Here is a 25,065-nt window from a genome sequence, read left to right as displayed (position 1 = left end):
GTTACTTCGAGATCGAAGCCTTCGGAAAGTCCCGCCAGGTGCGGAAGAAGTGCGTCTCCACGGCGGCGGCCCCGCCCTGTTCCACGGCGTGCAGCCGGCCGTAGCTGAAGGCGTTCTCCCCCTGCAGGTACGCGGCCATGCCGAGCCGGAGCAGCACGTCCCGGGCAACGACGCTGTCCTGGTGGTCGCCGAGGGTGTCCTGCACCTGCCGGGCCGCGGCCACGAGCCGCGCCGCGCGGGTGCGCCGCAGCGGCGCCGCCGTCTCGGCCGCGTAGCGCAGCTGCTTGGCCCGCTTCCGCGCCTCGTGCAACGCCTCATCGCGAAGGGCACCGGACGGGGTTCCCTGCGCCAGGAAAACCGCTGCGCGCAGCCGCTTCCAGTCGGCACGGATCAGTTCGGGGATGACGGTGCTCGCGGGCTTGTCAGCCCGGGTGAGCAGCGGCGGGGTGGTCAGCACGGCGTCGAGCGTGTCGAGCAGCCGGAAGTACCGCTCGGAGTCGAGGGTCTCGAGGGTCTGGCGCCTGGCCACGCGGATGACGTCAGCGAAGTGTGTGTCGATTCGCTCACCCAGCGCGCCCACGACCAGCCCGGCCGGTTCCTGAGCGAGCCGATGGGCGAGGCGCTGCCGGATCACCTCCGCGTCCCGGGCGGCGCCGAGCGCGCCGGCCAGCCAGCGCAGCTCACCACGGATGGGGCCGGTGACCGACCTGTCGAGGAGGTCCCGGTAGGTAGACAGGGCCGAGCGCAAGCGGCGGGTGGCCACGCGCATCCGGTGCACGCCGTCCGAGTCGTTCTCCCGCACCCGTGCATCCTGCACGCCGATCGCACGCACCTGTTCCTGCACGTAGGCCATCAGCACGGTGCCGGCCGAGCTCTTGCGGGTCGGCCGGATCGCCGGGACCGTGACGAACTCCGGCACCTTGTCGCCGAGGGCGCGGGCCAGTTTGGACGGGTTCACGGATGGCTCCACGCCGACCGACGACAGCCGCTCCTGGGCGGCGTCGAGCAGGTCGCGAGAGCCGTGCACGAGCTCGACCTCCCATTCCCGCCAGGTCTGGGTCAACGGCACTGGGGCGAACCTCTCTGCCTCCACGTGGTCATCGCAAACCTCGGCCAGCACGGCCTCGTTCTCGCCGACCAGACGGTGCAGAATGCGCCGGTTCTGGAGGTGCACGACCGGCACGAGCTGGCGCCCGCGCAGGTGGACCCGCACCAGGTTCAGCAGCGATTCGGGGATACGGTCAGGGTTGTCTCCGAGCGATTCGCGCAGCTCGCGGCGCTCGTCCGGTGACACCGGAAGCTTGAGGTGCCAGCCGGCGTCATCCCCTCCGGTGCGGCGGCGGAGGGTCAGGTGCCGCGCCGCGAGCACAAAATCCTCGGTGTCGTAGTAAACCGCGTCGAGCTGGTGTTCGATGGGCTCCTCGACGTGCGTCACTCCGGGAAGGTCGTGCAGCAGCGGCAACACCGTAGCCGGATTCACGTCGTACTTGCGTTCGATCTCGGCGAAACCCACAGTGGTCATGGCCACAGCTTAGGCCGAAACAGCGCCAGCGCCGACCGCACCGTCTACCCGAACCGGCCGTTAACGTAGTCCGCCGTGCGCGGGTCGATCGGGTTGCCGAACATGGCGTCGGTGGGTCCGTGTTCCACGATCCCGCCGGGCGTACCCTGCGCGGCGAGGAAGAAGGCGCAGTTCTGCGAGACGCGCTGCGCCTGCTGCATGTTGTGGGTCACGATCACGATGGTCACCTCCCGGGCGAGTTCGAGCATGGTCTCCTCGATCACCCGCGTCGACGTAGGGTCGAGGGCCGAGCACGGTTCGTCCATGAGCAGGATGCGCGGAGTCACCGCCAGGGATCGGGCGATGCACAGGCGTTGCTGCTGGCCGCCGGACAGCCCGCCACCCGGGGCGCGCAGACGGTCCCGGACCTCCTTCCACAGACCGGCCTTGGTCAGGCAGCTCTCGACGAGGTAGTCCTTCTCGTCGTTCGACGCACGCTGGCCGGTGAGAGTGAGGCCCGCGATCACGTTGTCGTAGATCGACATCGCCGGGAAGGGATTGGGCTTCTGGAAGACCATCCCGATGTGTTTGCGAGCGTCGACGAGCTTGCGTTCCGGGTCGTAAATGTCTTCGCCCTCGAGCAATACCTGGCCGGCGAGGCTCGCCGAGGGAACGAGCTCGTGCATCCGGTTCAGGATGCGCAGAAACGTCGACTTCCCGCAACCCGACGGCCCGATCAGCGAGGTGATGACGCCCGCGGGCATCACGAGGTTGACCCGGTCGAGAACCTGGCGCTCGCCGAACCAGGCCGAAACGTTGCGGCCCTCGAGCGTGGCGAGAGGGGCGCGCGCGCTCGGTTGATGCGAGGGCGCGTCGATGACCAGATCTGGGCCGGCCGGGCGTTTTGACCACGGCGAGCCCGATCCGCCCAAACGGCTGCGCCGGTTCGACACCGACCGGGCAGGCAGGCGCAGCTTCCGGTCGCGCTGCCCCGATCGTGGTGGTGGCGTTGTTGCGGGAAAGAGCGGCACAGCCGGAAGCACCTGCGTCAACTCGTCGTCGTACACGTTCTCGTTCATAACCACTCGTTTCGGGTTGCTAGAGCAGATTCGGGAGCAGGCGCACGAGCTGGTCGGCCACGAAGACCCCACCAACGGTGACCACGGGAAGGAACACGGCCCAGGTCTTGCGGGGGCCGACCCGTCTGAATGCCCAGACTGCGGCGAGCTCGATCACGAGCAGGAACTGCAGCGCGAAGACGAGCGCCCACACGGTCGACGTGTCCGTGGCCAGTTCCTTGTCGGCAAGCGGCAGGGTCAGATAGGTGGTCTGGCGGGGGCCAGCGGGCTTCGCTTCCGAGACGAGTTCCGCATCCACTCTGGCGACGCCGGTGGGCACGAAGGCCGGGCCGCGCGCGGTCTCGAGCACCAGGCGGCTCTTGCCGGCTCCGAGCGCGGGCGGCGTCGGATCGCCGGCGTAGCGAACGCCGAGCACGGAGTACGTGTGTTCGCCCTGGCCGGTAATGACGGTGAATTCCTGCCCGGGGCGCAACTCCTGGAGTCGGCTGAACGGTCCGCCGAAGGCTGCGGCCCGGCCCATGATGACGCTGTACCCGGCCTGCCCCGGGAGAACGCTGTCGCGGCGGTGGCCCGGCCCGGCCCGCAGGGTGCCGGAGTCGGTGCCCTCGACCACGATCTCGTGCACATCGATGGACGGAATGTCGATCAGTGCGACGGGCGTGCCCGCCGTGAGCAGGACCTTGTCGACCGTGCCCTCGCTGACCGGAGCGGTTCCCTCGGCGAGTTCGTACCGGAACGTGTTGGTGAGCCGCTGCTGGCTGACGACGTGTTGCAGCTGACCGAGCACCGTGATGTTGGCCAGCAGACCGAGGATCAGCACGGCCAGGATCGTCAGGGTCGAACGGATGGCCTGATCACGCGAGCTGAGGTCGACCGGCGGTCGCGGGGGCGTCGGCATCCGTCGGGGTGGCCTGGGGATTTTCGGCGGCTTGGGTGCTCCGGGCTCCGTCGGAGGCCGCGGCGGTCCGGACCGCCGACTGGATTCCGCACGGCCGGGACGGCCGGGCGGGCGGACCGTACCGGGTGCCCTGAACCGGCGCGTCGGCTTTGCGATGGTCACGACGCCATCCCATCGCCGATTGCCGGGTTGCGAGCACGACGCACGACGGGCAGCTTCCGCGAGCCCAGAGTCAATGCGCCGGCGGCCGTGAACACAAGCAGGAGGAAGTAGGGCGGGATGACGACGAGGGACTCCCGGGACACCGGTCCCAGCGCCGTTCCGAGAACCTCGGTCGGTGGCGTCAAGGTGACGTGACCGGTGAACAAAGTCCACTGGCCGACGTCGGGCAGGGTGGCCGTGACCGTGCGGGTCTCCCCTGGTGAAAGGTCGGTGACCTCGACGGCGTCGACTGCGGCCAACTGCATGCCGACAGCGTTCGTGATCCAGAATTTGAGACTCGACGTGACCGGGGTGGTCGTGACATTCTTCAGGGTGAAGGCCAGCACGATGTCGCCCCCGCCGGGGCCGAAGTCCGGCTTCGGCAACGCGGTGACGCCGCTGACATAGAGGACGCCGCCCACGGCCGTGGGGTCGATTCCGAGCGCGTGGGTCCCCGCGGCCGACCCTGCTGCAGTCGTTTGGGTGACTCCGCGCACCGAGGCTGGTTTCGCCGGCTGCGGCGCCGTCGTGCGGGGCGTGGCGCCGGGCCCCGCCGGTGACGCCGGTGACGAGGATCCGGTCGGTCCGAGCACCGTGACGGACAGATCGACGCCGCGCGGATCATCCGTCGCCGACGTGGCACTGGGGGCAGTCGCGCTTCGGGCGACGGCACTGGGGGCAGCAGCGCCCAGGGCGACACCGACCATGCCCGTCATCGCGAGGAGAGCGATGAGAGCCACGATCGGAAGCCGGCGCACGGCAGGGGAGGTAAGCACCGGTTTAGTTAGCACGTCCAAGGTTTCGATGATCTGACGGGAAAGCTAACGAGAGGCAAACTCGGCCGGGGCTTCATCCCGCGCCTTGCGGCGCGCCTCGGCCTCCGTGTATTCGATCCAGGCGGCGGCCTGCGTGGCGTCGCGCTTGCGGCTGAACCGCACGATCAGCCAGGTCCCTCCCCCGACCAGCACCAGAAGGAGAAACGCCCACGGCACCACGAAGAGGTCGCTGTTGCGCGCGCCGGTCGGAAGCACTCCCGCGGCGAGGGCGTCCTCGTCGACGGTCGCGGCCAGCGACACGTGCGGGTTCAGGTAGACCCAGGCGCCCACGCCGGGAATCACAATGCTGACCGTGCGGGAGCTGCCGGGCAGCATCTCGGAGATCTCCTGATCGACCAGCCCGGAGAGCGGAATCCCGAACAAGCCGCGCACCTGCGAGACGGTGTCGGCACCGAGCGACACGTTCCCGTTGTTGGTCAGGCTCATTTTCAGGGTGGTCTCGCCCGAGAACGGGTTGACACTCGGCTGGTAGGACGATTCGATGCTGCTGATCGTCAGGCCGGGCTGCAGCGGGCCCTTGACGCGCACATACAGGCGGATGCCGACGCGCCGGTCGACCGTGACCTGTCCGGCCGGGGAGAGGGCCGAGACGATGACGCCGCCGGCGTGGTCCCCGGGCGTGGCATCGGCCGGGACCGTCACGGTGAACGGCAGCACCTGCCGGGCGCCGGGGTCGAGCGTGACCTGGATCCTGTTGGTCCCGTTGTCGAAAGCGATCCAGGTTCCGGCGTCCGCGGGGGGCGCGGCTCCCTCGAGGAGCGCGAAGCTGCCGTCGTCGGCGTTGAAGGCGTCGGTGGCGTAGACGGTGACGGCCTGCACGGTGGTGCCGGTGTTCTCGACCAGGTATTCGTCCTGGAGCGTCTGGCCGGGTTCGACTTGGTAGCTGAACCGGGACCGGGACTGGTCGACGCCGCCGCCGGCGGAGGGCGCGCCGGCGATGCCGTCGGAGTCGGCCGCCCAGGCGCCGGAGGCCCCTGAGACGCCGAGACTGACGGTCAATCCCAGGGTGACCAACACGCCGGCGGTGACAGACAGGAGGCGGGGGGCGGCGGTGCGGAGGGTCACGATCGGCGTACTCATTTCTGCGGTCTTTCTGCGGATGCTGCGTTGGCGGAAAACAGTGTGAGAGGAAGGGGAGGACCGGCGCGAACGCCGTTCCTCCCCCGTTGTTCAGCTGGTGCCTGCTCCTACTTCGAGACGACCGTGAGGGTCATCGTCGAGGTGTAGGTGCCGGCGGCCTTGTCCTGAGGAGCGACGAAGGTCAGGTCTGCGTTGAGAACGCTGTCGCCGACCGTGTTCGCTGCCGAGCCGGAGGCAAAGTTGTACGTCCCGGATGCCGCACCGGCCACCTGGACCGCGGCGGCGGTGACGCCGGTCGCGGACGTGCCGGCAACGACCAGCTTCGGCGCGACGCCGAGCTGGGACTTGCTGATGATGTTCGTCGCATCCGTACTGTTCTTGAAGTCCGCGACGGTCGCGCTGAGGTTCCAGCCTTCGCTCGTGAGTACCCGGCCATCGTTGACCGTGATGTTGCCGAGGGTGCCGGTCGTGGTCGACTTGTTGTTCACGAGTGACGGGGTGCCAAACGACGCCGCGGCGCCGGCCGGGACCGTCAGCGCGAGCACGCCGTTGACGGCGCCAGTCGTGGTGGGAGCGAGAGCGACGGTGCCGTTCTGCGGTCCAGGTACGACGGGCGGGACAACGACGGTGGCGTCATTGCGGCTGAGCGTGTACGCACCCGTCCCCGCGGTGATGGTCGCGGTACGGTAGTATGCGGCCACAGTAGTCACACCGTTATTAATGGTGCAGGCGAACCCGAGCGAGTAGGTGCCTCCGGCAGCCTTGATCGCAGGACCTGTCCCGTTGATCTGGCCGGACGGAGTGGTGTTCGGCAGAAGAACCCCACCCGTTGCGGTCAGGGAATTGGGCGAGAATGCCTTCCAGCCGTTCGTTCCCCCGAGCTCCGTGCCCGGTGTGGTGGCGAAGGTGTAGACGTTCGTGGTGCCCACGGGGCAGGAGAAGTCGACCATCGGGTCTACCCCATCGGGTGAGCCGACGACCTGATCGTCCCACCCGTAGGAGTATCCGGGGGCGTCCAAGGCGCTTCCGTCTGCGGCGTCGTACATGTAGACAGCCCCGGCGGATCCGTTGGCCTGGACCACGGCGGAGGCCGCGGCCACTCCCGAGCCAGCCAGCAGGGCGATGGACAGCGTCCCGACCGCGAGAGTGCGAGTCTTCGTGTTGAGCTTCATGAGTTAATCCTTTTCTTGACGCGTTTAGGGTGACGTGAAGGACCGATTGAGATGCGACGAAGCGGAACTAGCGCAGGTTCGAGCGGAGGGGGGTGGTGCTGCTCGGGGCGAGGAAGCCGAACTTCTTCTTCGCTGCTCCCGTGGTGGAGGCGAATGTGCCGGTGTTGGTAAGGCTGCTGGCCTTGCTCGGGTCGAGCAGGTTCGCCAGGGTGGCATCGAACTTCGGGTTACCCGCCTCAATGCGCGCGTACTCGACGACGAGATAGGTGTCCCGTCCCCAGGTGGCGTTGCTGTAAAAGGCCGAGTTTGGAGTCATTGCGGCATTGGTTCCGGTCACGGCGTTCGTGCCGGCGATGGGCGTGCCGACCTTGGCCGGGTTGAGCATCCCGACCCTGTTGGTTGCCGTTCCGATCCGGTTGATGCCGGCGCCGGTGTTCTGGGCGACCCACTGGGCGGCGGACATCGCAGTGATCGCGTTGTCCGGGAAGGGTGAGCCATCGGCGAGGGCTATGGTGTCGTGTTCCTGACCGACCTTGACACAGCTGGGGTTGGCAGTCGAGTACGCGCTCGTCAGGGAGAGCTTGGACAGCCAAGATTCACGCGTCCCGGAACCAGCCTGAGGAATGACAGCCGTCACCGAAACGCCATTGACGGCTGTGATGGAGCAGTTGAAGATGCCGGTCAGCGTGGCAAGGTCGAGGTTGTCGAATCCCGTGTTTGTGCCGCTGTGGGCGTACGTGAGCGCGTCGCGACCGAACGGCACGTAGGCGAGCAGGCCGTTCGTGTTCGCGGAGCTGCCCGGGCCCGAGGAGCTTCGCGCGATGTCGACCTGACCGGTGATGATCGCTGCGGGCGATCCGGGAGTCGCGGACGTGTAAGCGGCACCATCAAGAGACCGGCTTAGTGCCTTGACCCCGTCGCCCGAGCCGTTGGGACGCCCGAAACGAGCGCCAGCAGGCTTGGTCTGGATCAGCACTCCGCCCGTCGCGTCGAAGGAGCCGACTGCCGTCCCATTGGCCAGCGACCGGACGTTCGAACCGCTGACCGTCGTGCCGTTGACGGCCGCGTTCACGACGTCCTGGAGCGTATCTGAACCGACGATTGCGTAGCTGTTGGACACAGGTTCAGCGTTCGCCGGCGCCGCCATGACGATGCCGGAAACGGAAACACCGACGATTGCGCAGATCGCAATTGCCTTTTTCGAGATCATGTGATGCCTTTCGGTGTACTGCACAAGAGGCGAGCCCAGGTGGACTCGACTTTCCCGACGCGGTCCCGGAGTGCCCCCGAAACCTCGCCAAGCCGTAGCGCGTCAGGCCTTGCGTCTGGCGCGCGAGTAAAGGGGAACCATCCCAGCCGCCAAGAGACCTGACAGCAGTCCGGCGGGGACGGCGGCCGACAGCGGGCCCACATCTGGGTCTGTCGGAGTCGGCCTGCCCAGGAGCGGGGCAGCAGAAATCCCGGTGGCCAGTGGGTCCGCTGGCGTGCCAGTCGCTGTCGGTGCCAAACCCGGTTCGGGCAATGTCGGCTTTGCGTACGACTGAACCCTCGAGGCGGGGGCGGATGGTGGAGTCAGTTCCGACGTGGAGGGTGCTGGGATGGTTTGCGCACGAGGGCTGATCCCGCTTTCTATCGCAGCGGCCGCTGCCAGCGCTTGGGCAACCCAACTCGGCGGCAGCGGCGCGTATCCCGGCGGCAACTGACCGACGTCGGTGCCGGGGGTCTGCCCGTTTTGGACTGCAAACCGGATCAGGTTGGCATAGACGGCGCGCTGCGTCGAGTCGGTTTGGAGTGGATTGATGGCGGCGTAGACGGGCATTGTCAGGGCGTATGCGGTCGGAGCCGCAGCGGCGGTCGGGCCGGCGGGATCGAACTCGAGCACCCGAGACTGCGTTCCAGCCGGCGTCATGGCGGCGGCGGCGGCGAGAAGGCTTATTTCGTTCGGTGCCACGAACTTGCCGGCTGGATTACGCAACGACGCGGTTATGGTCTGGTAACGATTCGCCGCAGGAGTCGTGGTGAGAGCCAGAACTCCTCGACTGCCGATGAGTTCTCGCGCTGTCTTGCCGTATTTCGGAGGGGTCGAGAATTTGTCCCAGGTTCCAAGCAGGAGGCCGTCACCTCGCAACGTCTGGTAGGCGCCGCTTTCAAAATCCGCCGTATAGGGCCGCCAGGTGACGAGATTGACGGCACCTGTGCCGTTCGCCGGATCGGTCACCGTCGTATCAGGTTTCTCAATCGGATCAGCCTTGGGGAGTGACTCGCGCGGCACGGCGAGGCCTGTTCCGGTCGGGTTCACCGACGCATTTGTTGAATACCAAGGGTTGACGACCATCCCCCAAGGGTCTGCCTGACCATCCAGAAAGGCCCGCGCATCGTCGTCCGACAGGACATAGCGCCATAATTGAACTGCGAGATCGGAGCGTCCCGACGGCAGCAACAGGTCTCCCAACGACGGTGACACCATGAGTTGGTAGGCCCACTCCTCATCGTTGACGTCGAGGAAGTCCGGATCCTGCACGAGGGTGCGAGCATTTTTTCCCGGGCTGTCGAAGCTGACGAATCCAACATGAGATCTGTCTCCCGGCGGAAGCGCCTCGAAGTACGACTGGGTGAGCAATTTAGCGATGAGTCGCGGCGTGAGGTTGAGAGAGCCGAAAGGTAACCCATTGCTCGCCCCGTACTCGTCAGGGACCACGCCGACCGGCGAAACCTTGCGATCGATTGCGAATGAGACTGCGAGGCCTGCGATGGCAACCGGGGCGTACTGGACCGGATCCTGTTCGTCGGTCTCAAGCGGCCGTGAAGTGAATGCGAGCGGGCTCGGTTCCGTCCGAGACGCACCGGTGACGGCCTCCGCCTCATTTCCGGTGCTCAGGACGAAAGCCGACCCTGTCGGGCCGGTGCACAACTTGGGCTGCCAGGACGAGATGGCCCCGCTCACCAATTCGCTGCCGGAAAGCTGTCGTTCCGCGGCCCCGATCGCACATCGTATCCCGATGGGCTCAAAATCGAGCTTGATGGCTACGTGGTGCTGCCACGAGTCCCAGAGCAGTCCCGATTGGGTGATTGTCGATGATCCTGAGTCGCCCGTGCCGCGAGGAATGACCACCAGCCAGCAGGACTGCCCGGCAACCGGAGTAACCAGGGTGTTCGGTGCACCGCAACCCAGGCCAGGCGACTGCATGGCGGTTTGGATCTCGAACGGCACGGACCCCGTTCCTGCAGGTCCGGACCCTGCCCACTTGGTCTCATTCGTTGTGAGCTGGGTGAAGAACTGGTTGGTGTTCACATCGATCTCAGGCGTGCGTGTGGTGGCGCCCGACGCGTTCTTCACAATGTCAGTGATCAGAGTTCCGTCGACTCCCTTGAACGGAATCGACGTGTATGCCGGGGTGAAGACACCCGTTCGAGGCACGGTGTACTCGGCGTCTTGCGAAGCAACGTCCGCATTCTCTCCGGAAGAGTTTCGAGTCGTTCCCTCGGAGCGGGAGGCTCCGTACTGGCAGGTCGTTCGGTCAGGGTGGCCTGGATGGGCAGGGTCTTCTCCCCAGCACTGCGCGATCTGCAAGAAATTCTCTCCACCGATTGAGCCCGAGATCGGCTTCGTCGACTCCTTTCCCCCGGTCCAGCTGACCACGATCCCTTGGGAGACCAGATTCCTGGTCTGCGAGACAGTCACCTTGAGGTCCGGGAACGGCGCAGTCGTAATGTCGAGGTCGTAATCCTTGGACGCGACCGTGACCCCGCTCGAGGTGTCGGCGGACGCTGGCGACGGCGTGAACGAGCCGAGCACGGACACCCCGATCCCCACGACCAACCCGACGACGATTCCGCTGGCGCCCGCTCGCGCCCAGATCGAATCGGTGCTAAAAATCCGGCGCGTCATTTCAGTCCTACTTTCGCGGCGAGGGGTTTCAGCCGCCGCCAGAGCACCGGCGGCAGCACGGCCGCCCCGATGAGGAGGATTCCAGCGACGAGCATGATGGACTGTTGGACGCCCCAACCGGTGTCGGCCAGGGTGAACGTCGACGCCACGGCGGTGCCCACGAGACCGGACCCGGCGCCTCCGGCGGGGCCGCCCGAGACCAGGGCGCCGTTCTCGTCGTAGACGGCAGCCACAGCATCCGCGGGCCCGGCCGCCGCCGCAGCGGCCGCATCCACCGCTGCCGTCCCGCCCGCGCCGCCCGCGGCGGTGCCGCCGGTGCCCGTACCGGAGCTCGGAGTATCGCCCGGCGCGCCGGCGGTGCCGGTCGTGCACTGGCTGGTGCCGACTTTGTCACACTCGGCGGGCTGCGCGGCCGTCACGGCCAGCTGGTTACTCGAGGGCGAATCGCCGGGCTTGAACGTCGGGTTGTTGCACTTGTTGATGTCCACGCCGGAGACATCCGCGCCGGGCACCCGCTTGATCTGGTCGAACCCGGCCAGCACGAGGTTCATCGGCAGCGGCGAGTACCCGAGAGCCTCCGCCTGCTGCTGCCCCTCGCAGAGCATGTAGTTTGCGAAGGCCCCCAGGGTGAGGCCCTTCTTCTCCGTGAAGACACCGCCGACCGCGGTCGGAACGATCATGTAGGAGTAGCTCGACAACGGGTAGCTGCGCGCGTCGGCGTTGTTGTAGACGCCGTCGAGGATCTGGGTGAGGTAGTCGGGGCTGGTGACGGGGACATCCGTCTTGATCTGCGCCTTGAGCAAGGCCACCGCGACCGAGTCGGCGGTGGGTTCGACGTAGTAGCCGGCCGCATTGAGCACCTTGGCCACCGGGAATCCGGCTTCGAGGGCGTAGGAGTACTCGACGTAGGTGATCGCGCCTTCGCCGTAGTCCTGGCTCACATAACCGGCCACGCCGGAGGAGCCGCTCTGTGCCTTGGCGTTGCCGTAAGTCGGGTACTGGGAGGTGAGACCGCAGGAGGTGCGGCCGGCCTTGGCGCAGAAGGCGCTCCACAGGTCAGGGTGCTGCTTGGACATCCAGAGGGTGAACTGGGCGGTCGACCCGGAGCCGTCGGAGCGCACGACCGGCACGATGCCCTTGTCGGGCATCGCCAGGCCGGGGTTGTCGGTCTGGATCGCCGGGTCGTTCCACTTGGTGATGACGCCCGTGAAGATCTTGGTGATCACCTCACCGCTGAGGCGCAGGTTGGAGACCCGCACCCCGCCGATCTTGAGGTTGTACATGAACGAGGAGCCGCCGGCCACAATCGGCATGTACGCGTAGCCGCGGGACGGCACCTCGGGGGCCGAGTTGTCCTCCGGCCGGGTCTGGAACGGGATCTCGCTGACGGCGAAGTCGACGTTGCCGGCGACGAAGTCACGCCGGCCGGCCGACGAGCCGACGCCCGAGTAGTTGACGGTCATGCCATAGTTCGAGGCCACGTTCTTGCGCCACTGGTCGAGGGCGTTCTGCGACCAGGTCGAGCCGGTGCCGGTGATCGGGTCGTAGCTCACGGCCTGGGCAGGCACGGTGCCGAGCACGCTGACCAGCACGACGGTGAGGGCGAACAGGGCGCGGATTGCACGAATCCGCCGGGGCTGGCGCGTCACGAGGACGTCTCCTTCGGGTTGGGGTCTGCCGGTGGGGCGGATGGCGTAGGCGCGGATGGCGGTGGCGCGGATGGCGGTGGCCGGTGGTCGTCCTGCGCGGCCGAGGCGTCGAGCAGGACTCGGCGGTCGCCCTGAAGGGTGATGCGCTGAAGGTCGCGAGCGGATGCCGCGACGACCCGTTCCTGCTGCCGGCGGCCCAGCTGGCCGGGACCCATACCCCCGATCAGGCGGGCGATCGCGAAGAGTGCGAGCACCAGCAGGATCAAGACGGCAGCGGAGCCGAAGCCGCGGGCGATCATGTTCGGCTCGGGGGACTTGACGAAGTCGAAGACCTGCAGCGGCAGAGAGATCATCGGACCCTCGAACGGGTTCCAGTTGACGACGGCGGTCACCCCGGATGTGAGCAGCACCGGACTGGTCTCGCCGATTCCGCGAGCCGTACCGAGGATCACGGCCGTGGCCAGACCGGGCCGGGCCGTCGGCAGAACGACGTGCCACACCGTGCGCCACCGGGTCGACCCGAGGGCGTAGGCAGCCTCGCGCAGGTTGCCGGGCACAAGCCGCAGCACGATGTCGGAGGCCCGGATGACGATGGGCAGCATCATGACGGTGATGGCCATCGCCGCAGCGAAGCCCGAGCGCTGATGGGTGATCAACACGATGATCGCGGAATAGACGAAGAGTCCGGCGACGATGGAGGGCAGGGCCGTCATCGCATCCGAAATCGTGCGCACGAAGCGGGCGAACTTGCCGCCGACCTCGTTGAGGAAGAGCGCCGTCAGGATTCCGAGCGGGATCGTGATGGCGAGGGCCATCGAGATCTGCATCAGCGTGCCCAGGATCGCGTGCACGATTCCACCGACCTCGAGGCCGTCCAGCGGGCCGGCGAGCTCCATGCTCTGCGTGAAGAAGTTCAGGTGCGGCAGGGCCTCCTGGCCGCGCACCAGCGTAAACGCCACCACGAAGACCAGCGCGCCGAACAGCACCACCCCGGCACTGGCGAGCAACACCCCCATCACCCGGTCCTTGACCTCCTGCCAGTCGCTGGCGAAGCTCACGAGCAGGGCGTAGAAGCCGATGAAGGCGATGAAGGCCACGAGCAGCCAGCCGACGCCGCCGGAGAGCGGACTGAACCAACCGAACAGCAGCACAGCGACGGCGATGCCTGCGGAGGCGGCGCCGAGCACATTGAACCGGTCGTCGAGGCGGGCGCCGCGCACCCGGCGTCGCGGGCCGATCGGGGTGCCCCCGGGGGACGGGATCGTGGTGGTGTGCGCCGGGGCCGTCGGTGTCGGTTCGGGGGTGACCGTTCCGGTGGGTTCGAGGAGGATCGTCATCAGTCGCTCTCTGCCCCGGATCGGGACCGTGCCACGATCGACGAGGCCGTGAAGTTGATCACGAGGGTGATCAGGAACAGGACAAGCCCGGCTGCCATCAGCGCGGAGAGGCCGAACGAGCTGGACTCGCCGTAGCGGAGGGCGATGAGTGCGGAGACGGAGTTGGTGCCGGTCTTCAGCACCTCCCAGTTGATTGTGAAGATCGGGGAAATGATCATGTAGACGGCGATGGTCTCACCGAGGGCTCGGCCGAGGCCGAGCATGGTGCCGCCGATGATGCCGCCGCGACCGAAGGGCAGCACGACCGCACGGATCATGCCCCACCGCGTCGACCCGAGGGCGAACGCGGCCTCGCGTTCGCCGATCGGAGCCTGGGAGAAGGCCTCGCGCATCACCGAGGTCTGGGTGGGCACCACCATGAGGCCCACCACGATGCCGGCGATGAACGCCGAGGAGGTGAAGGCGCTCGCCTCGGTCAGGGTCTGGCCGGTGATGTCCTCGACCCGGAAGAACGGGATCCAGCCGAAGTAGGTGGAGATCCAGGTGGCGACCGGGATCACGTTGGCCTGCAGGAAGAAGACACCCCAGAGGCCGAAGACCACACTTGGCACGGCGGCCATCAGGTCGACGAGCGTGACGAGCGTGGAGCGCATCCGGCCCTGGGCGACCTCGGAGATGAGCAGGGCCGTGCCGAGGGCGAGCGGCACGGCGACGCACATCGCGATCACCGCGATCGTGATGGTGCCGAACAAGACGGATGCGATGCCGAATTTCTGCGACTCCGGTGACCAGTCCTGCTCGACCAGGAAGCTGAAGCCGGCGACCCCGAGGGCCTCCGAGGCCCGCAACGACAGGAACACGCCCACGGCGAGCATGATCGCCACGGTTATGCAGCCGGCGAGGAAGGCCACCGAACGGAACACCGAATCCGAGACCGAAGGACGTGCTGCCAGGGAACGGCGCGGGGACGAGTCCGGGTTCGCCGGATCGATCGTTGGCGGCTCGACCGCAGGCGCGTCGAAAAGGGACGAAAACGACATGGGTGTCCTTGCACATTCGGGTGTGGGGAGCGGAACGAACGCGGCGGTAGCACGTCCGAGACATATGTTTGGGGCGCTGGGTTAACACTGAGCGTCGATTTGTCCAGCTAGAGATGGACGCGGAGTGGAGAGTTGACCGCGCGTGATCGCTGCCGCCGCGGAGTCGGCTCAGCGGGAGGCTGACGTGGCCGCGGGCGACGGGGTCGCGCCCGCGTCCGGGGCGATCGTCGGCGCGTGCGTCGGCGTCTGCGACGTGGACGTCGGGGTGGGAGTCGGAGGTACCTCAGGCACGGGAAAGGCCGCGCTCGCCACGATCAATGTAACGGTTGTCCCCAGACGCCACACCGTTTGTGCCGCCGGAAGGCTTGCGAGCACCGTGCCCGGCGGCACCGTAGAGTCCGCGCGGGACTCAGTCAGCACGACGAAACCGGCCTCCTCGAAGGCGACAGCAGCCGCGGCCTGGGTGAGTCCCCGCACCGTCGGGATCGCGTTCGATCCGGAGGCGATGACGAGGTCGACCGTGCGGCCTGGATCGATGCGGGTTCCCTCGGCCGGGAGGCTCGCCAGGACGGTGTCGGCCGGCAGGGCCGAGGCCTGCGTCTCGACGGCGCCGACCTCCAGTCCGGCCGCGGCGAGCGCTGCTCGGGCTGCAGCGAGGGTCAGGGAGGTGAGCTCGGGCATCCGAACTCTCTGAATCAGGATGTCCGTTGAAATGCCGTCGGTCGCGGGCACCGGGCTCGGCGTCGGCGGCGGCGTCGGGAGACTGCTCGCGACGGCGATCGACGCCGGCTCGGACCCGCTCGCGGCCACGACCCAGCCGACGGCGATGCCCCCGACGACCAGCAGGGCCAGAAGCCAGAGCCCGCTGCCGCTCCGGGTGCGGCCGCTGCGCGTCCAGTCGGGTCCCGGTGCGTCGCCGGCCGGGGCCTCGGATCCCGGTGCGACGGATCCCGGTTCGTCGGATGCCGGTTCGTCGGATGCCGGTGCGGCGGTCTGCCCGAATACCCGGGTGCGCTCATCTCCCGCCGCTCGGCCCCGCCCGGCCGGGCCGACGACGCCGGAGGCTATCAGGATTCCGATACCGCCCGCCATCTCGGCGGCAGACTGGAATCGGCTCGCGGGATCCTTCATCAGCGCTTTGACTACGATCCGGTCGACGGCGCGAGGAATACCGGAACGCAGGACCGAGGGCACCGGCGGGGGCGCCAGCACGTGAGCCCGCATCACGGCAGCAGCCGAATCTCGCGAGAACGGCGGCTTCCCGGTGAGCACGAAGTGGAGTACGCCACCGAGCTGGTAGAGGTCGCCTCGTTCGTCGACGGCGCCGCCGCGGGCCTGCTCCGGCGACATGTAGTACACACTGCCCAGGACGCCCGGGGCGACGGGTTCGATTGGCAGATCCGGAACCCTCTGATCCTCCCCGGCCTGCGGCGCGGGTGCGCTGCGCAGGACGTCGGTTCCGAGGACCGGCCTGCCGGCGGCATCCGCCAGACCGAAATCGAGCAGCCGCACATCCCCGATCAAGAATCCTCCCCCCTCGTCGGTGTCGACCATGATGTTCGCCGGGGACACGTCCCGGTGGATCAGTCCACGAGCATGTGAGGCCTCGAGCGCTCGCAGCACGGCCGAGGCGATGGTGAGCGCCTGGGCCGGCTCGAGGGCGCCGTTCCGCTCGATGTGCTCCGCGAGGGTGATGCCGGGCACGAGCTCGAGGGCAATCCAGGCCTGCGGTTCCTCTCCCGTGTCGTGTACGCCGATGCCGAGCACCTGCGCGATGTTCGGGTGCCGCAGGCCGGCCGCCGCCGTGGCCTCGGCGAGGAACGCCCGCCGGGAGTGGTCGGACCGCGACAGGTGCGGGTGCAGGATCTTGAGTGCGACCACCCGGTGGGCGCCGACGTCACCGTCCGAAAACGTGGCGGTGTCGACGGCGGCGAAAACGGATGCCGACCCACCGGTACCGAGAAGATCGCCGAGCCGGTACCTGCCGGAGATCAGGCCGTCTCCAGCCGAGGTCTTGTCCGTCACGAAGCTCCTCAACCTGCCAGATCGGCGTAGGAATCGGCCGTCGCGGCGACGGCGTTCACGTAGGAATCGACGTGGTTGTAGGCGAACACGGCGGCGCGCCAGCGATCGGGCCGGGACAGCTCGCCATAGTGGCAAAGGTAACGGCCGGCAGCGAGGGCGGCATCATCGATTTGTTGCGGGTCGTCGACGCCGTCGCCGTTCCCATCGGCACCCCACCGCTGCCAGGTCGCGGGGATGAACTGCAGTGGCCCGACCGCACGGTCCCCTTCGGTGCTGCCGTCCCAGGCCCCACGGTCGGTGTCGCCCATCGCGTCGAAGGCATTGCCGTCGAGTGCGGGGCCGAAAATGCCCGGGCGGGCGGCGCCATCGGCTCCGAGCTCCGAACCGTTGTGGGTGCCGTGCCCGGATTCGATGTTGCCGAGGGCTGCCAGGGTAGTCCAGCCGAGGCGGCAGCTCGGCTGCTCGGCCGCCAGGGCCAGGGACGCCCCCGCATATCCGAGCAGGGCACGCACCGGTATACCGGCCGTCTGGGCGGCGCGGGCGGCCCAGGCCGGATCGGCGAGCGTCGCATTGCCGACGAGCGGCGGCGTGGCCTTCACCGCGACGGCGACGGATGCCGGTTCGCCGGCAGGCAGCGATGCGGCAGCGCCCGGCGGCACGGTGGTGATGACCACCGCCGCGGACGGCGCGACACCGGCCCGCTCGCCCTCTGGTGGCCGGAAACCGGGTACCAGCCAGCCGAATATCAGCCACCCCAGCACGGCGAGGCCGGCAACCGTGGCCAGTATGGGCATCCCGCGGGGCGTGACTACGCTCACCAAGCCAGGGCCCGTTCCTCGTCGGAGAGCACCCGGTTGCCGCGCTGCCCGGACTCCGTCGCGTGACGGGCATCCGCGGCGACGATCGCAGTGTGGAAGGCCTCGATGGTCCCAGCCGAGGCCTCGCGACTGGCCGACGCCGCGCCGTACCAGCGACCTGCGGTCATCACGACAACACCTCCGACGCTGATCACCCAGCCGTGCGTGCCTGCTCGGGGACCCGTGACAACCGTGGTGACCATCGAGTCGCACTGGCTCTTGAGTTCGAGAACGTGGGCCCGCGCAGTAGAGAACGTTCCGTAGACGGAGGAGCTGCGGCCGAGCTCGCGACTGTTCGAGGCGAGCAGTCGCCAGATTCCAGAATGCCCCGGCACTCCCGTGAGCGCAGGTCCGGCGCGGTGCCCGTCGCGCACCTCTACCGCCCGGACGGGGGCGGGAAGGTTCTGAACGCTTTCCCGGAAGGCCACCCAGCCGTGCAATCGGGGGTCGGCGGTAGATCTGAAAGCGAAAAAAACGATACTTGGGCTCGACGACACGGTGACTCCCAGGGCAAGGATGAGGCAGTGACGGGGCACGGTGACGTGAACGCGGCTCGGGTGGGCCGACCCCGCGAGCACTCTCCAGCCCACGCATGTCCGGTCCTGGAAAATCACCTGAACCGCAGGTAAACGAGCGATGACCGCGCCTGTAACAAGTCGCGAAAGATACCCCGCACTCAGGGGGCCTAGCGGCGGAATGCCTTCCGGGCCAGCCAGTTTCCGAGGAACTGCACCAGCTGTACGAGCACGATGATCAGCAGCACGGCCGCCCAGGTCACCACAGGATTGAACTGGCGGTAGCCGTAGAGCAGCGCGAAGTTTCCGAGCCCGCCGCCGCCGACGTAGCCGGCTACCGCCGACATGTCCACGAGCGCCACGAAGATGAAGGTGTAGCCGAGGATAAGCGGGCCGAGCGCCTCGGGCAGCAGCACCGTGAAAATGATCCGGATCGGCCCGGCCCCCACACTGCGGGCCGCCTCGATCACACCGGGCGTCACCGTGAGGAGGTTCTGCTCCACGATGCGCCCCATGGCGAAGGATGCCGCGAGCGAGATCGTGAAGATGATCGCCGCGTTTCCGATGCCGGTTCCCACCACGACCCGCGCCAGCGGCTGGGCGGCGGCCAGGAAGATGATGAACGGGATCGGCCGCACGATGTTCACCAGCAGGTTCAGCACCACGAAGACCCCGCGGTTCTCGAGGATGCTGCCGGCGCGGGTCAGATACAGGCCGAGGCCCACGAGCAGGCCGCCGATCCCGCCGAAGAAGAGCGTGAGACCGACGATGTAGAGGGTCTCCCCCGCGGCGATCCAGAGTTCGGGCAACAGGTCGATCAGACTGTCCATCTCAGCGCACCTCGGTCACGGTCGTGAGGGTTCGCACCCGGTCGAGCGCGGCGTCGATGGCGGCGTCGGCCGCGGCATCCGTCGCCCCCGGCGTGGCCAGTGCCAGCGTCAGGTGCCCGAACGACCGGCCCTGGATCTCGTTGATACCGCCGTAGACGACCTCGAAGGTGACGCCGGCGGAGACGAACTCGCCGAACACGCGGGCCTGATCGACGCTGCTGTCGCGGAACGCCAGCGTGACGAGGCGACCCGGGTGACGCCGCCGCAGCACGGCGAGTTCCGACGAAGAAGGGAGACCCTTGACCACGGTCGAGACGAACCGGGCGGAGGCCGCCTGCTGCGGGTTCGAGAACACGTCGAATACGTCGCCGCGCTCGATCACCCGGCCCTGGTCCATCACGGCGACCTTCGTCGCCAGGGTCTGGATGACATCCATCTCGTGCGTGATCACGATGATGGTGACCCCGAATTCCTTATTCACCCGCCCGAGCAGGTCCAGAACCTCGGAGGTGGTCTCCGGGTCGAGGGCGCTGGTGGCCTCGTCGGCGAGCAGGATGCCCGGCTGGCTGGCTAAGGCCCGCGCGATGCCCACGCGCTGCTTCTGGCCGCCGGAGAGCTGGTCGGGATAGGCGCCCGCCTTGTCGCCGAGCCCGACGAAGTCGAGCATCTCGGCAACCCGGGCCCGGCGCTTCTCCTTCGTTTGGCCGGCCACCTCGAGCGGATAGGCGACGTTCGCCGCGACGGAGCGTGACCCCAGAAGGTTGAACTGCTGGAAGATCATCCCGATGCCCAGCCGCACCGGGCGCAGCTCCCGCTCGGGCAGGCGGGCGATGTCGGTGCCGTTGATCAGGATCTCGCCCGACGTCGACCGTTCGAGGGCGTTCACAAGCCGCACCAGGGTGCTCTTGCCTGCCCCCGAATAACCGATGATGCCGTAGACGTCCCCGGCGTCGATCGTGAGGCTGACCTTGTCGATGGCGACGACCTCGGCCCCGCCCCGGGTCGTGGGCAGGTACACCTTACTCACGTCACGCAGTTCGACAACGGGGGTGGGGGCGGGCATGGGACGTCCTTACTGACTGGCGTGGCGCCGGGCTGGGCGGCTGTGCTGGGCTGAGGTCGGACAGCGCTACTTCTGGGCTGCGGTGTCCTTCTCGACCGTGGCGAGGGAGGCCTCGAGGTCGGCGACCGGGATCTGGACCATCACCGCGGAACCGGCGGACACGTCGATCACGCCATCCTGAACGGCCTTCGTGGTCTGGTAGATCTCGACCAGCTTCTGGTAGGTGGCGTTGTCCTTGTCCTCGGCGCGGGCCGCGAAAACGTTCACGTACGGCAACGCGTTGGGGTCGGTGGGGTCGTCCTGGGCGAGGGCGTCATCGACCTTTAGGCCGGCCTTCTCGACGAAGTCGTTGTTGATGATCGCGGCGGCGACGTCAGGAAGAGATGTGGCGGTGAGCGACGCCTCGAGCGCGGTCACGGTGACCTTGGACTTCTTGGTGTCGATGTCGTCGAGGGTCGAGTAGATGCTGCCGCCGTCGCTCAGCGTGATCAGCTTCGCGGACTGCAGCACGAGCAGCGCGCGGGCCAGGTTGCTCGCGTCGTTCGGCACCGCGACGGTGTCGCCCTTCTTGATCTCATTGACGTCGTCGTACTGGGTGGAGTACAGGGCGAGCGGGTAGATCGCGGTGGCGCCGACCGGCGTCAGGTCGTCCTTGCTGGCCACGTTGTATTCGGCGAGGTAGACGATGTGCTGGAACTGGTTCAGGTCGAGTTCGCCCGCGGAGAGGGCCGGGTTCGGCTGCCCGAATTCGGCGAAGTCGACGATGTCGACCGTGATGCCGGCATCCGCCGCGGCCTCCTCGTAGACGGCCCAGTAGGGGTCGCTCGCACCGACGACGCCGATCTTAACGGTCTCGTCGGCGGCCGCGCCGGAGCAACCGGCGAGCAGGGCGGCGAGCGGTACGACCGCGAGGGCGGCGAGCAGTTTCTTCTTCACGATGGGGTTCCCTTTGTCAGCTGTGGTGCCGTCTGGTCGGCGGCGGATGCCGGCGCGTTTTTCGGGCACAGAAGAACCACGGGTCGAGAAGGGGTGGGAGTCTGTGCCGCTGCATCGCGAGGCACGTTCCCAGGCTATCGGCAGATGCTGCGCCGCGTGCGCTCCTCCGTCACACGCGGTCACAGCATCTGCGAAACTAACCCTCGATCAGCTCAGAGAGTTCGATCCAGCGGGTCTCGAAGCCGGCGATGGCGGACTCGAGCGTCTGCAGTTCGGAGCTGAGCGCACCGAGGCCGTCGAAGTCGGACTGGTCGTGCACGGCGAGGCTCTCGTGCAGGGCGGCGATCCGCGCGTTCTGCTTGGCGACCTTGCGGTCGATGGAGGCGAGTTCCTTCTGCGCGTTGCGGAGGTCGGCGCCGCCGATGGCGAGCTTGCGCACCGCCTTCCCGCCGGAGGTGTTCGACGCGTTCGCCTCGGCGGGCTTGTCGTTGCCGCTCGTCTGCTTCCTGCGCATCTCGAGGTACTGGTCGACGCCGCCGGGCAGGTGGCGGAAGCCCCCCTCGGTGACCGCGTACTGGTTGTCGGTGACGCGCTCGATCAGGTACCGGTCGTGCGAGACGACGAGCAGGGTGCCGGGGAAGGAGTCGAGCAGGTCTTCCATGGCCGCGAGCATGTCGGTGTCCAGGTCGTTGGTGGGCTCGTCGAGGATGAGCACATTGGGCTCGTCGAGCACGATCAGCAGCAGCTGCAGGCGGCGCTTCTGGCCACCGGAAAGATCCTTGACCTGGGTGGTCAGCTGGGCGCTCATGAAACCCATGCGCTCGAGCATCTGGCCGGGCGTGATTTCCTTGCCGCCGGCCATGTACGACGTCTTCTGACGGCCGATGACCTCGCTGACGCGGTCGTTCTGGATGTCGTCGAGTTCGAACAGCTGTTGGGTGAGCACGGCGACCTTGATGGTCTTGCCGCGCTTGACGGTGCCCGTGGTGGGCAGAAGTGTGCCGGCCACCAGGTTCAGGAGCGTGCTCTTGCCGGCGCCGTTGACGCCCATGATGCCGGTGCGCTCGCCCGGTGCAATGCGCCAGGTGATGTCGTTCAGCACGGTCTTCTCGCCGAACTTCACGCCGATGTCGATCAGGTCGACGACATCCTTGCCCAGGCGCTGCATGGCCATCGACTGCATCGACACGGTGTCGCGGGGCGGCGGCTCGTTCTCGATCAGCTCGTTCGCGGCGTCGATGCGGAACTTGGGCTTCGCGGTGCGGGCGGGGGCTCCGCGCCGCAGCCAGGCCAGTTCCTTCTTCATCAGGTTCTGGCGCTTGGATTCGGAGGCCGCGCTCATCCGGTCGCGTTCGACGCGCTGCAGGATGTAGGCGGCGTAGCCTCCCTCGAAGGGTTCGATCAGGCGGTCGTGCACCTCCCAGGTCATGTTGCAGACCTCGTCGAGGAACCACCGGTCGTGGGTGACGACCACCAGCCCGCCGGAGTTCGTGGCCCAGCGGGTCTTCAGGTGACCGGCCAGCCAGGAGATGCCCTCCACGTCGAGGTGGTTGGTGGGTTCGTCGAGGAAGATGACGTCGTGGTCACCGATCAGCACGGCGGCCAGAGCCACCCGGCGGCGCTGGCCACCGGAGAGGTCATCGACGAGGGCGTCCCAGGGAATGTCCCGCACGAGTCCCGCAATCACGTCGCGCACCTTGGCGTCGCCCGCCCAGACGTGTTCGTCGATGCCGCCGACGATGGTGTGGCCCACGGTCTGGCCCGAAGCGAGGTCGTCGGACTGGTCGAGCATGCCGATGGTGACGCCGCGCCGGCGCGTGACGCGGCCCGCGTCGGGTTCCATCCGGCCGGCGAGCAGGCGCATCAGGGTGGACTTGCCGTCGCCGTTGCGGCCGACGACGCCGATCCGGTCGCCTTCGTTGAGACCGGCGGTGACGCTGTCAAAAATGACGCGAGTGGGAAATTCAAGGTGCAGGGACTCGGCCCCGAGCAAATGTGCCATAGCCTTCAAGTTTAGCTGGCGCGGCTGAGAGCCCCGCGCGCACCGGTTTCGCACCCGGTGGCCTGACTGTTGCCGAATCGGACATCTGTTGCCGACACACCGGCAACAGATGTCCGATCGGGCCACAGTTGCGGCAAAAAAAGGGGAGCTAGTCGTGGATGATCCGGGCCCCGTGCACCGGACCGGTGGCGCGTACCACGCGCAGGCGGGACGCACTCAGGGCGACCTGGAGTTCGAGGGCGCTGTCGGCATCCGCGACCAGGAAAGCCACAGTCGGGCCGGAGCCGGAGAGCAGGCCGGCCAGGGCGCCGTTCGCCTCACCCAACTCGAGCACCTTGCCCAGGCCGGGGGCCAGGTGCAGCGCGGGAGCCTGCAGGTCGTTGTGCAGGGCCTCGGCCAGCATCCGCGGGTCGCCGGCCCGAAGCGCCTGGAGCACGTTGGTGTCGACGGAGGGCTGGATCTGGGCAGGGAAGATGTCCTGGGCGTGGCGTTCGCGGTGGCGGTCGAGCTCGTTGTAGACGCCGGGGGTCGAGAGGCCGAAGTCGGCGAGGGCGAGCACCCAGTGGAACTGCCCCTTGGCCAGGGCTGGGCTGAGCTGGTCGCCGCGCCCGGTGCCGATGGCGGTGCCGCCGGTGAAGGCGAACGGGACGTCAGCGCCGAGGGTCGCGGCGATCTCGATGAGGTCGTCGCGGGTGGCGTCGGTTCCCCAGAGGGTGTCGCACGCGAGGAGGGTGGCCGCGGCATCCGCCGACCCGCCACCCATGCCGCCGGCGATGGGCACGTTCTTCTCGATCGAGAGGCGCACTCCCCCGCGATAGCCGGCCTTACGGGCCAGGGCGCGCGCGGCCTTGATGGCGAGGTTGCTGCCGTCGACGGCGAGACCCGAGGCGTCTATGGGACCGGTGAACACGACCGAGAAGTCGTCGGCCGGCCAAGCGCGCACGTCTTCGAACAGTGACACGGCCTGGTAAGCGGTGGCCACCTCGTGGTACCCGTCTTCGAGGACCGCACCGACCTTGAGGAACACGTTGATCTTTCCGGGCGCCCGCGCATGCACCACGGGGGTAGGGGCCGGGTTGGTCATGTGACTAACCTAGCCCAGCCGCACAGTCGCGACTGCCCCGCGGCGGCACGCGTCAGTGTGCGGCGAGCTGGGCGCGGGCGATCGCCAGGAAGTCCTCGACCGTGAGCTGCTCGCCGCGCTCGGTGGGGTCGATTCCGGCGCGCGTCATGATCTCGGTGGCACTCGATGGGTCACCGAGAACGGCGGACAACGACTGGCGCAGCATTTTGCGGCGCTGCTGGAACGCGGCATCGACGAGGGCGAAGGTGGCGCGGCGCAATTCCTCGGATTCGAGCGGCCGGGCGCGCCGTTCGAAGGCGATCAGGATCGAATCGACGCCGGGAACCGGCCAGAACACCTGGCGGCTGACCTTGCCGGCGGTGCGGAATGCCCCGTACCAGGCGGCCTTGACGCTCGGGCTGCCGTAGACCTTGTTGCCGGATGGCGCCGCGAGACGCTCCCCCACCTCGGCCTGGACCATGACCACTCCGGCCCGGATGGAGGAGAAGTGCTCCAGCAGATAGAGCAGCACCGGCACCGACACGTTGTAGGGCAGGTTCGCCACGAGGCGGCTCGGGTCGCCGGGCAGTTCGGTGATCTTGAGCGCGTCGTTGCGGATGACGGTGAGCGGCGCTCCGGGATGCATCAGCTCGACCGTCAGCGGCAGCTGCTCGGCGAGCCGGTCATCGATCTCCACGGCCACGACGGTCGCGCCGGTCTCGAGCAGCCCCAGCGTGAGGGATCCCAGCCCGGGGCCCACCTCCAGCACGGTGTCGCCGGGTGAGACGGTTGCGACCTTGACGATGCGTCGCACGGTGTTGCCGTCGATGACGAAGTTCTGGCCGAGCTTCTTGGTGGGGTTGACGCCCAGCATCTCGGCCAGGTCGCGGATCTCGGCGGGGCCGAGGAGGGACCGTGCACCGGGAGCGGCGGCTGGAGCCGCAGCGGGTGCAGCCGCGGGGTCCGCGGGCTCGGCATCCGTTTCGAGAGCGGATGCCGACTCCGGCACGGCGGCCGGCGCGGCGTGCCGGCCGCCGGTCACTTCGTCGCTGACGGGTCGGGTGCCGGCCTCGGGTTCGTCTCCGGGAGCGT

At 67.9% G+C, this 25,065-nt stretch carries 20 protein-coding genes; all 20 read right to left on the bottom strand.

The window, feature by feature from the left end:
• Window position 1: 1 nt before the first annotated feature.
• On the bottom strand, window positions 2–1,522 hold the full coding sequence (locus E3O62_RS04925; protein ID WP_134397740.1) for a CYTH and CHAD domain-containing protein: 1,521 nt from the start codon (window positions 1,520–1,522) through the stop codon (window positions 2–4).
• Between the two features lie 44 nt (window positions 1,523–1,566).
• Window positions 1,567–2,379, bottom strand: coding sequence for a phosphate ABC transporter ATP-binding protein (locus E3O62_RS04920; RefSeq protein WP_198413762.1), 813 nt, complete (start codon window positions 2,377–2,379; stop codon window positions 1,567–1,569).
• A 220-nt stretch (window positions 2,380–2,599) separates the two neighbouring features.
• Window positions 2,600–3,478, bottom strand: a complete 879-nt coding sequence (locus E3O62_RS04915) for a sortase (RefSeq protein ID WP_134397739.1) — start codon at window positions 3,476–3,478, stop codon at window positions 2,600–2,602.
• Window positions 3,479–3,636: 158 nt separating this feature from the next.
• Window positions 3,637–4,455 carry a hypothetical protein gene (locus E3O62_RS04910; RefSeq protein ID WP_134397738.1) on the bottom strand — a complete coding sequence of 273 codons (819 nt, stop codon included), beginning with the start codon at window positions 4,453–4,455 and terminating at the stop codon, window positions 3,637–3,639.
• A gap of 45 nt (window positions 4,456–4,500) precedes the next feature.
• On the bottom strand, window positions 4,501–5,595 hold the full coding sequence (locus E3O62_RS04905) for a WxL protein peptidoglycan domain-containing protein (protein ID WP_134397737.1): 1,095 nt from the start codon (window positions 5,593–5,595) through the stop codon (window positions 4,501–4,503).
• Between the two features lie 107 nt (window positions 5,596–5,702).
• Window positions 5,703–6,767, bottom strand: coding sequence for a hypothetical protein (locus E3O62_RS04900; protein WP_134397736.1), 1,065 nt, complete (start codon window positions 6,765–6,767; stop codon window positions 5,703–5,705).
• Between the two features lie 67 nt (window positions 6,768–6,834).
• Window positions 6,835–7,977, bottom strand: a complete 1,143-nt coding sequence (locus tag E3O62_RS04895; RefSeq protein WP_134397735.1) for a hypothetical protein — start codon at window positions 7,975–7,977, stop codon at window positions 6,835–6,837.
• 102 nt (window positions 7,978–8,079) lie between these two features.
• Window positions 8,080–10,569, bottom strand: a complete 2,490-nt coding sequence (locus E3O62_RS04890; protein WP_134397734.1) for a hypothetical protein — start codon at window positions 10,567–10,569, stop codon at window positions 8,080–8,082.
• An 83-nt stretch (window positions 10,570–10,652) separates the two neighbouring features.
• Complete coding sequence (gene pstS, locus E3O62_RS04885) at window positions 10,653–12,305, bottom strand: phosphate ABC transporter substrate-binding protein PstS (RefSeq protein ID WP_241973328.1); 1,653 nt, start codon at window positions 12,303–12,305, stop codon at window positions 10,653–10,655.
• Complete coding sequence (gene pstA, locus E3O62_RS04880) at window positions 12,302–13,642, bottom strand: phosphate ABC transporter permease PstA (RefSeq protein ID WP_134397733.1); 1,341 nt, start codon at window positions 13,640–13,642, stop codon at window positions 12,302–12,304. Before pstA ends, pstS begins: the two co-directional genes overlap by 4 nt.
• Window positions 13,642–14,682 carry a phosphate ABC transporter permease subunit PstC gene (pstC, locus tag E3O62_RS04875; protein ID WP_134397732.1) on the bottom strand — a complete coding sequence of 347 codons (1,041 nt, stop codon included), beginning with the start codon at window positions 14,680–14,682 and terminating at the stop codon, window positions 13,642–13,644. Before pstC ends, pstA begins: the two co-directional genes overlap by 1 nt.
• A gap of 168 nt (window positions 14,683–14,850) precedes the next feature.
• Complete coding sequence (locus tag E3O62_RS04870) at window positions 14,851–16,707, bottom strand: PASTA domain-containing protein (protein WP_166786418.1); 1,857 nt, start codon at window positions 16,705–16,707, stop codon at window positions 14,851–14,853.
• An 8-nt stretch (window positions 16,708–16,715) separates the two neighbouring features.
• Window positions 16,716–17,525, bottom strand: coding sequence for a lytic transglycosylase domain-containing protein (locus E3O62_RS04865; RefSeq protein ID WP_241973327.1), 810 nt, complete (start codon window positions 17,523–17,525; stop codon window positions 16,716–16,718).
• Entirely contained in the window at window positions 17,522–17,992 is a 471-nt protein-coding gene (locus tag E3O62_RS04860; protein ID WP_134397730.1) for a hypothetical protein, read from the bottom strand. The genes E3O62_RS04865 and E3O62_RS04860 overlap by 4 nt, the downstream gene beginning before the upstream one ends.
• A 257-nt stretch (window positions 17,993–18,249) precedes the next feature.
• Window positions 18,250–18,909 (bottom strand): methionine ABC transporter permease, encoded by a 660-nt coding sequence (locus E3O62_RS04855; protein ID WP_134393839.1) that lies wholly within the window; start codon window positions 18,907–18,909, stop codon window positions 18,250–18,252.
• A gap of 1 nt (window position 18,910) precedes the next feature.
• A complete protein-coding gene (locus E3O62_RS04850) occupies window positions 18,911–19,972 on the bottom strand; it encodes a methionine ABC transporter ATP-binding protein (protein WP_134397729.1) in 1,062 nt (353 codons plus the stop codon).
• A 66-nt stretch (window positions 19,973–20,038) separates the two neighbouring features.
• Window positions 20,039–20,908 (bottom strand): MetQ/NlpA family ABC transporter substrate-binding protein, encoded by an 870-nt coding sequence (locus E3O62_RS04845; protein ID WP_134397728.1) that lies wholly within the window; start codon window positions 20,906–20,908, stop codon window positions 20,039–20,041.
• A 196-nt stretch (window positions 20,909–21,104) separates the two neighbouring features.
• Entirely contained in the window at window positions 21,105–22,910 is a 1,806-nt protein-coding gene (locus E3O62_RS04840; RefSeq protein WP_134397727.1) for an ABC-F family ATP-binding cassette domain-containing protein, read from the bottom strand.
• Window positions 22,911–23,058: 148 nt separating this feature from the next.
• Window positions 23,059–23,994, bottom strand: a complete 936-nt coding sequence (locus E3O62_RS04835; protein ID WP_134397726.1) for a 4-(cytidine 5'-diphospho)-2-C-methyl-D-erythritol kinase — start codon at window positions 23,992–23,994, stop codon at window positions 23,059–23,061.
• 52 nt (window positions 23,995–24,046) lie between these two features.
• On the bottom strand, window positions 24,047–24,847 hold the full coding sequence (gene rsmA / locus E3O62_RS04830) for a 16S rRNA (adenine(1518)-N(6)/adenine(1519)-N(6))-dimethyltransferase RsmA (RefSeq protein WP_241973333.1): 801 nt from the start codon (window positions 24,845–24,847) through the stop codon (window positions 24,047–24,049).
• Window positions 24,848–25,065: the final 218 nt, after the last annotated feature.

The sequence above is a fragment of the Cryobacterium sp. TMT2-15-1 genome, assembly GCF_004402345.1.
GTDB classification, from domain to species: domain Bacteria; phylum Actinomycetota; class Actinomycetes; order Actinomycetales; family Microbacteriaceae; genus Cryobacterium; species Cryobacterium sandaracinum.
Note: the sequence above shows the minus strand (reverse complement) of the source record. Positions and strands in the feature narration are given on the sequence as shown.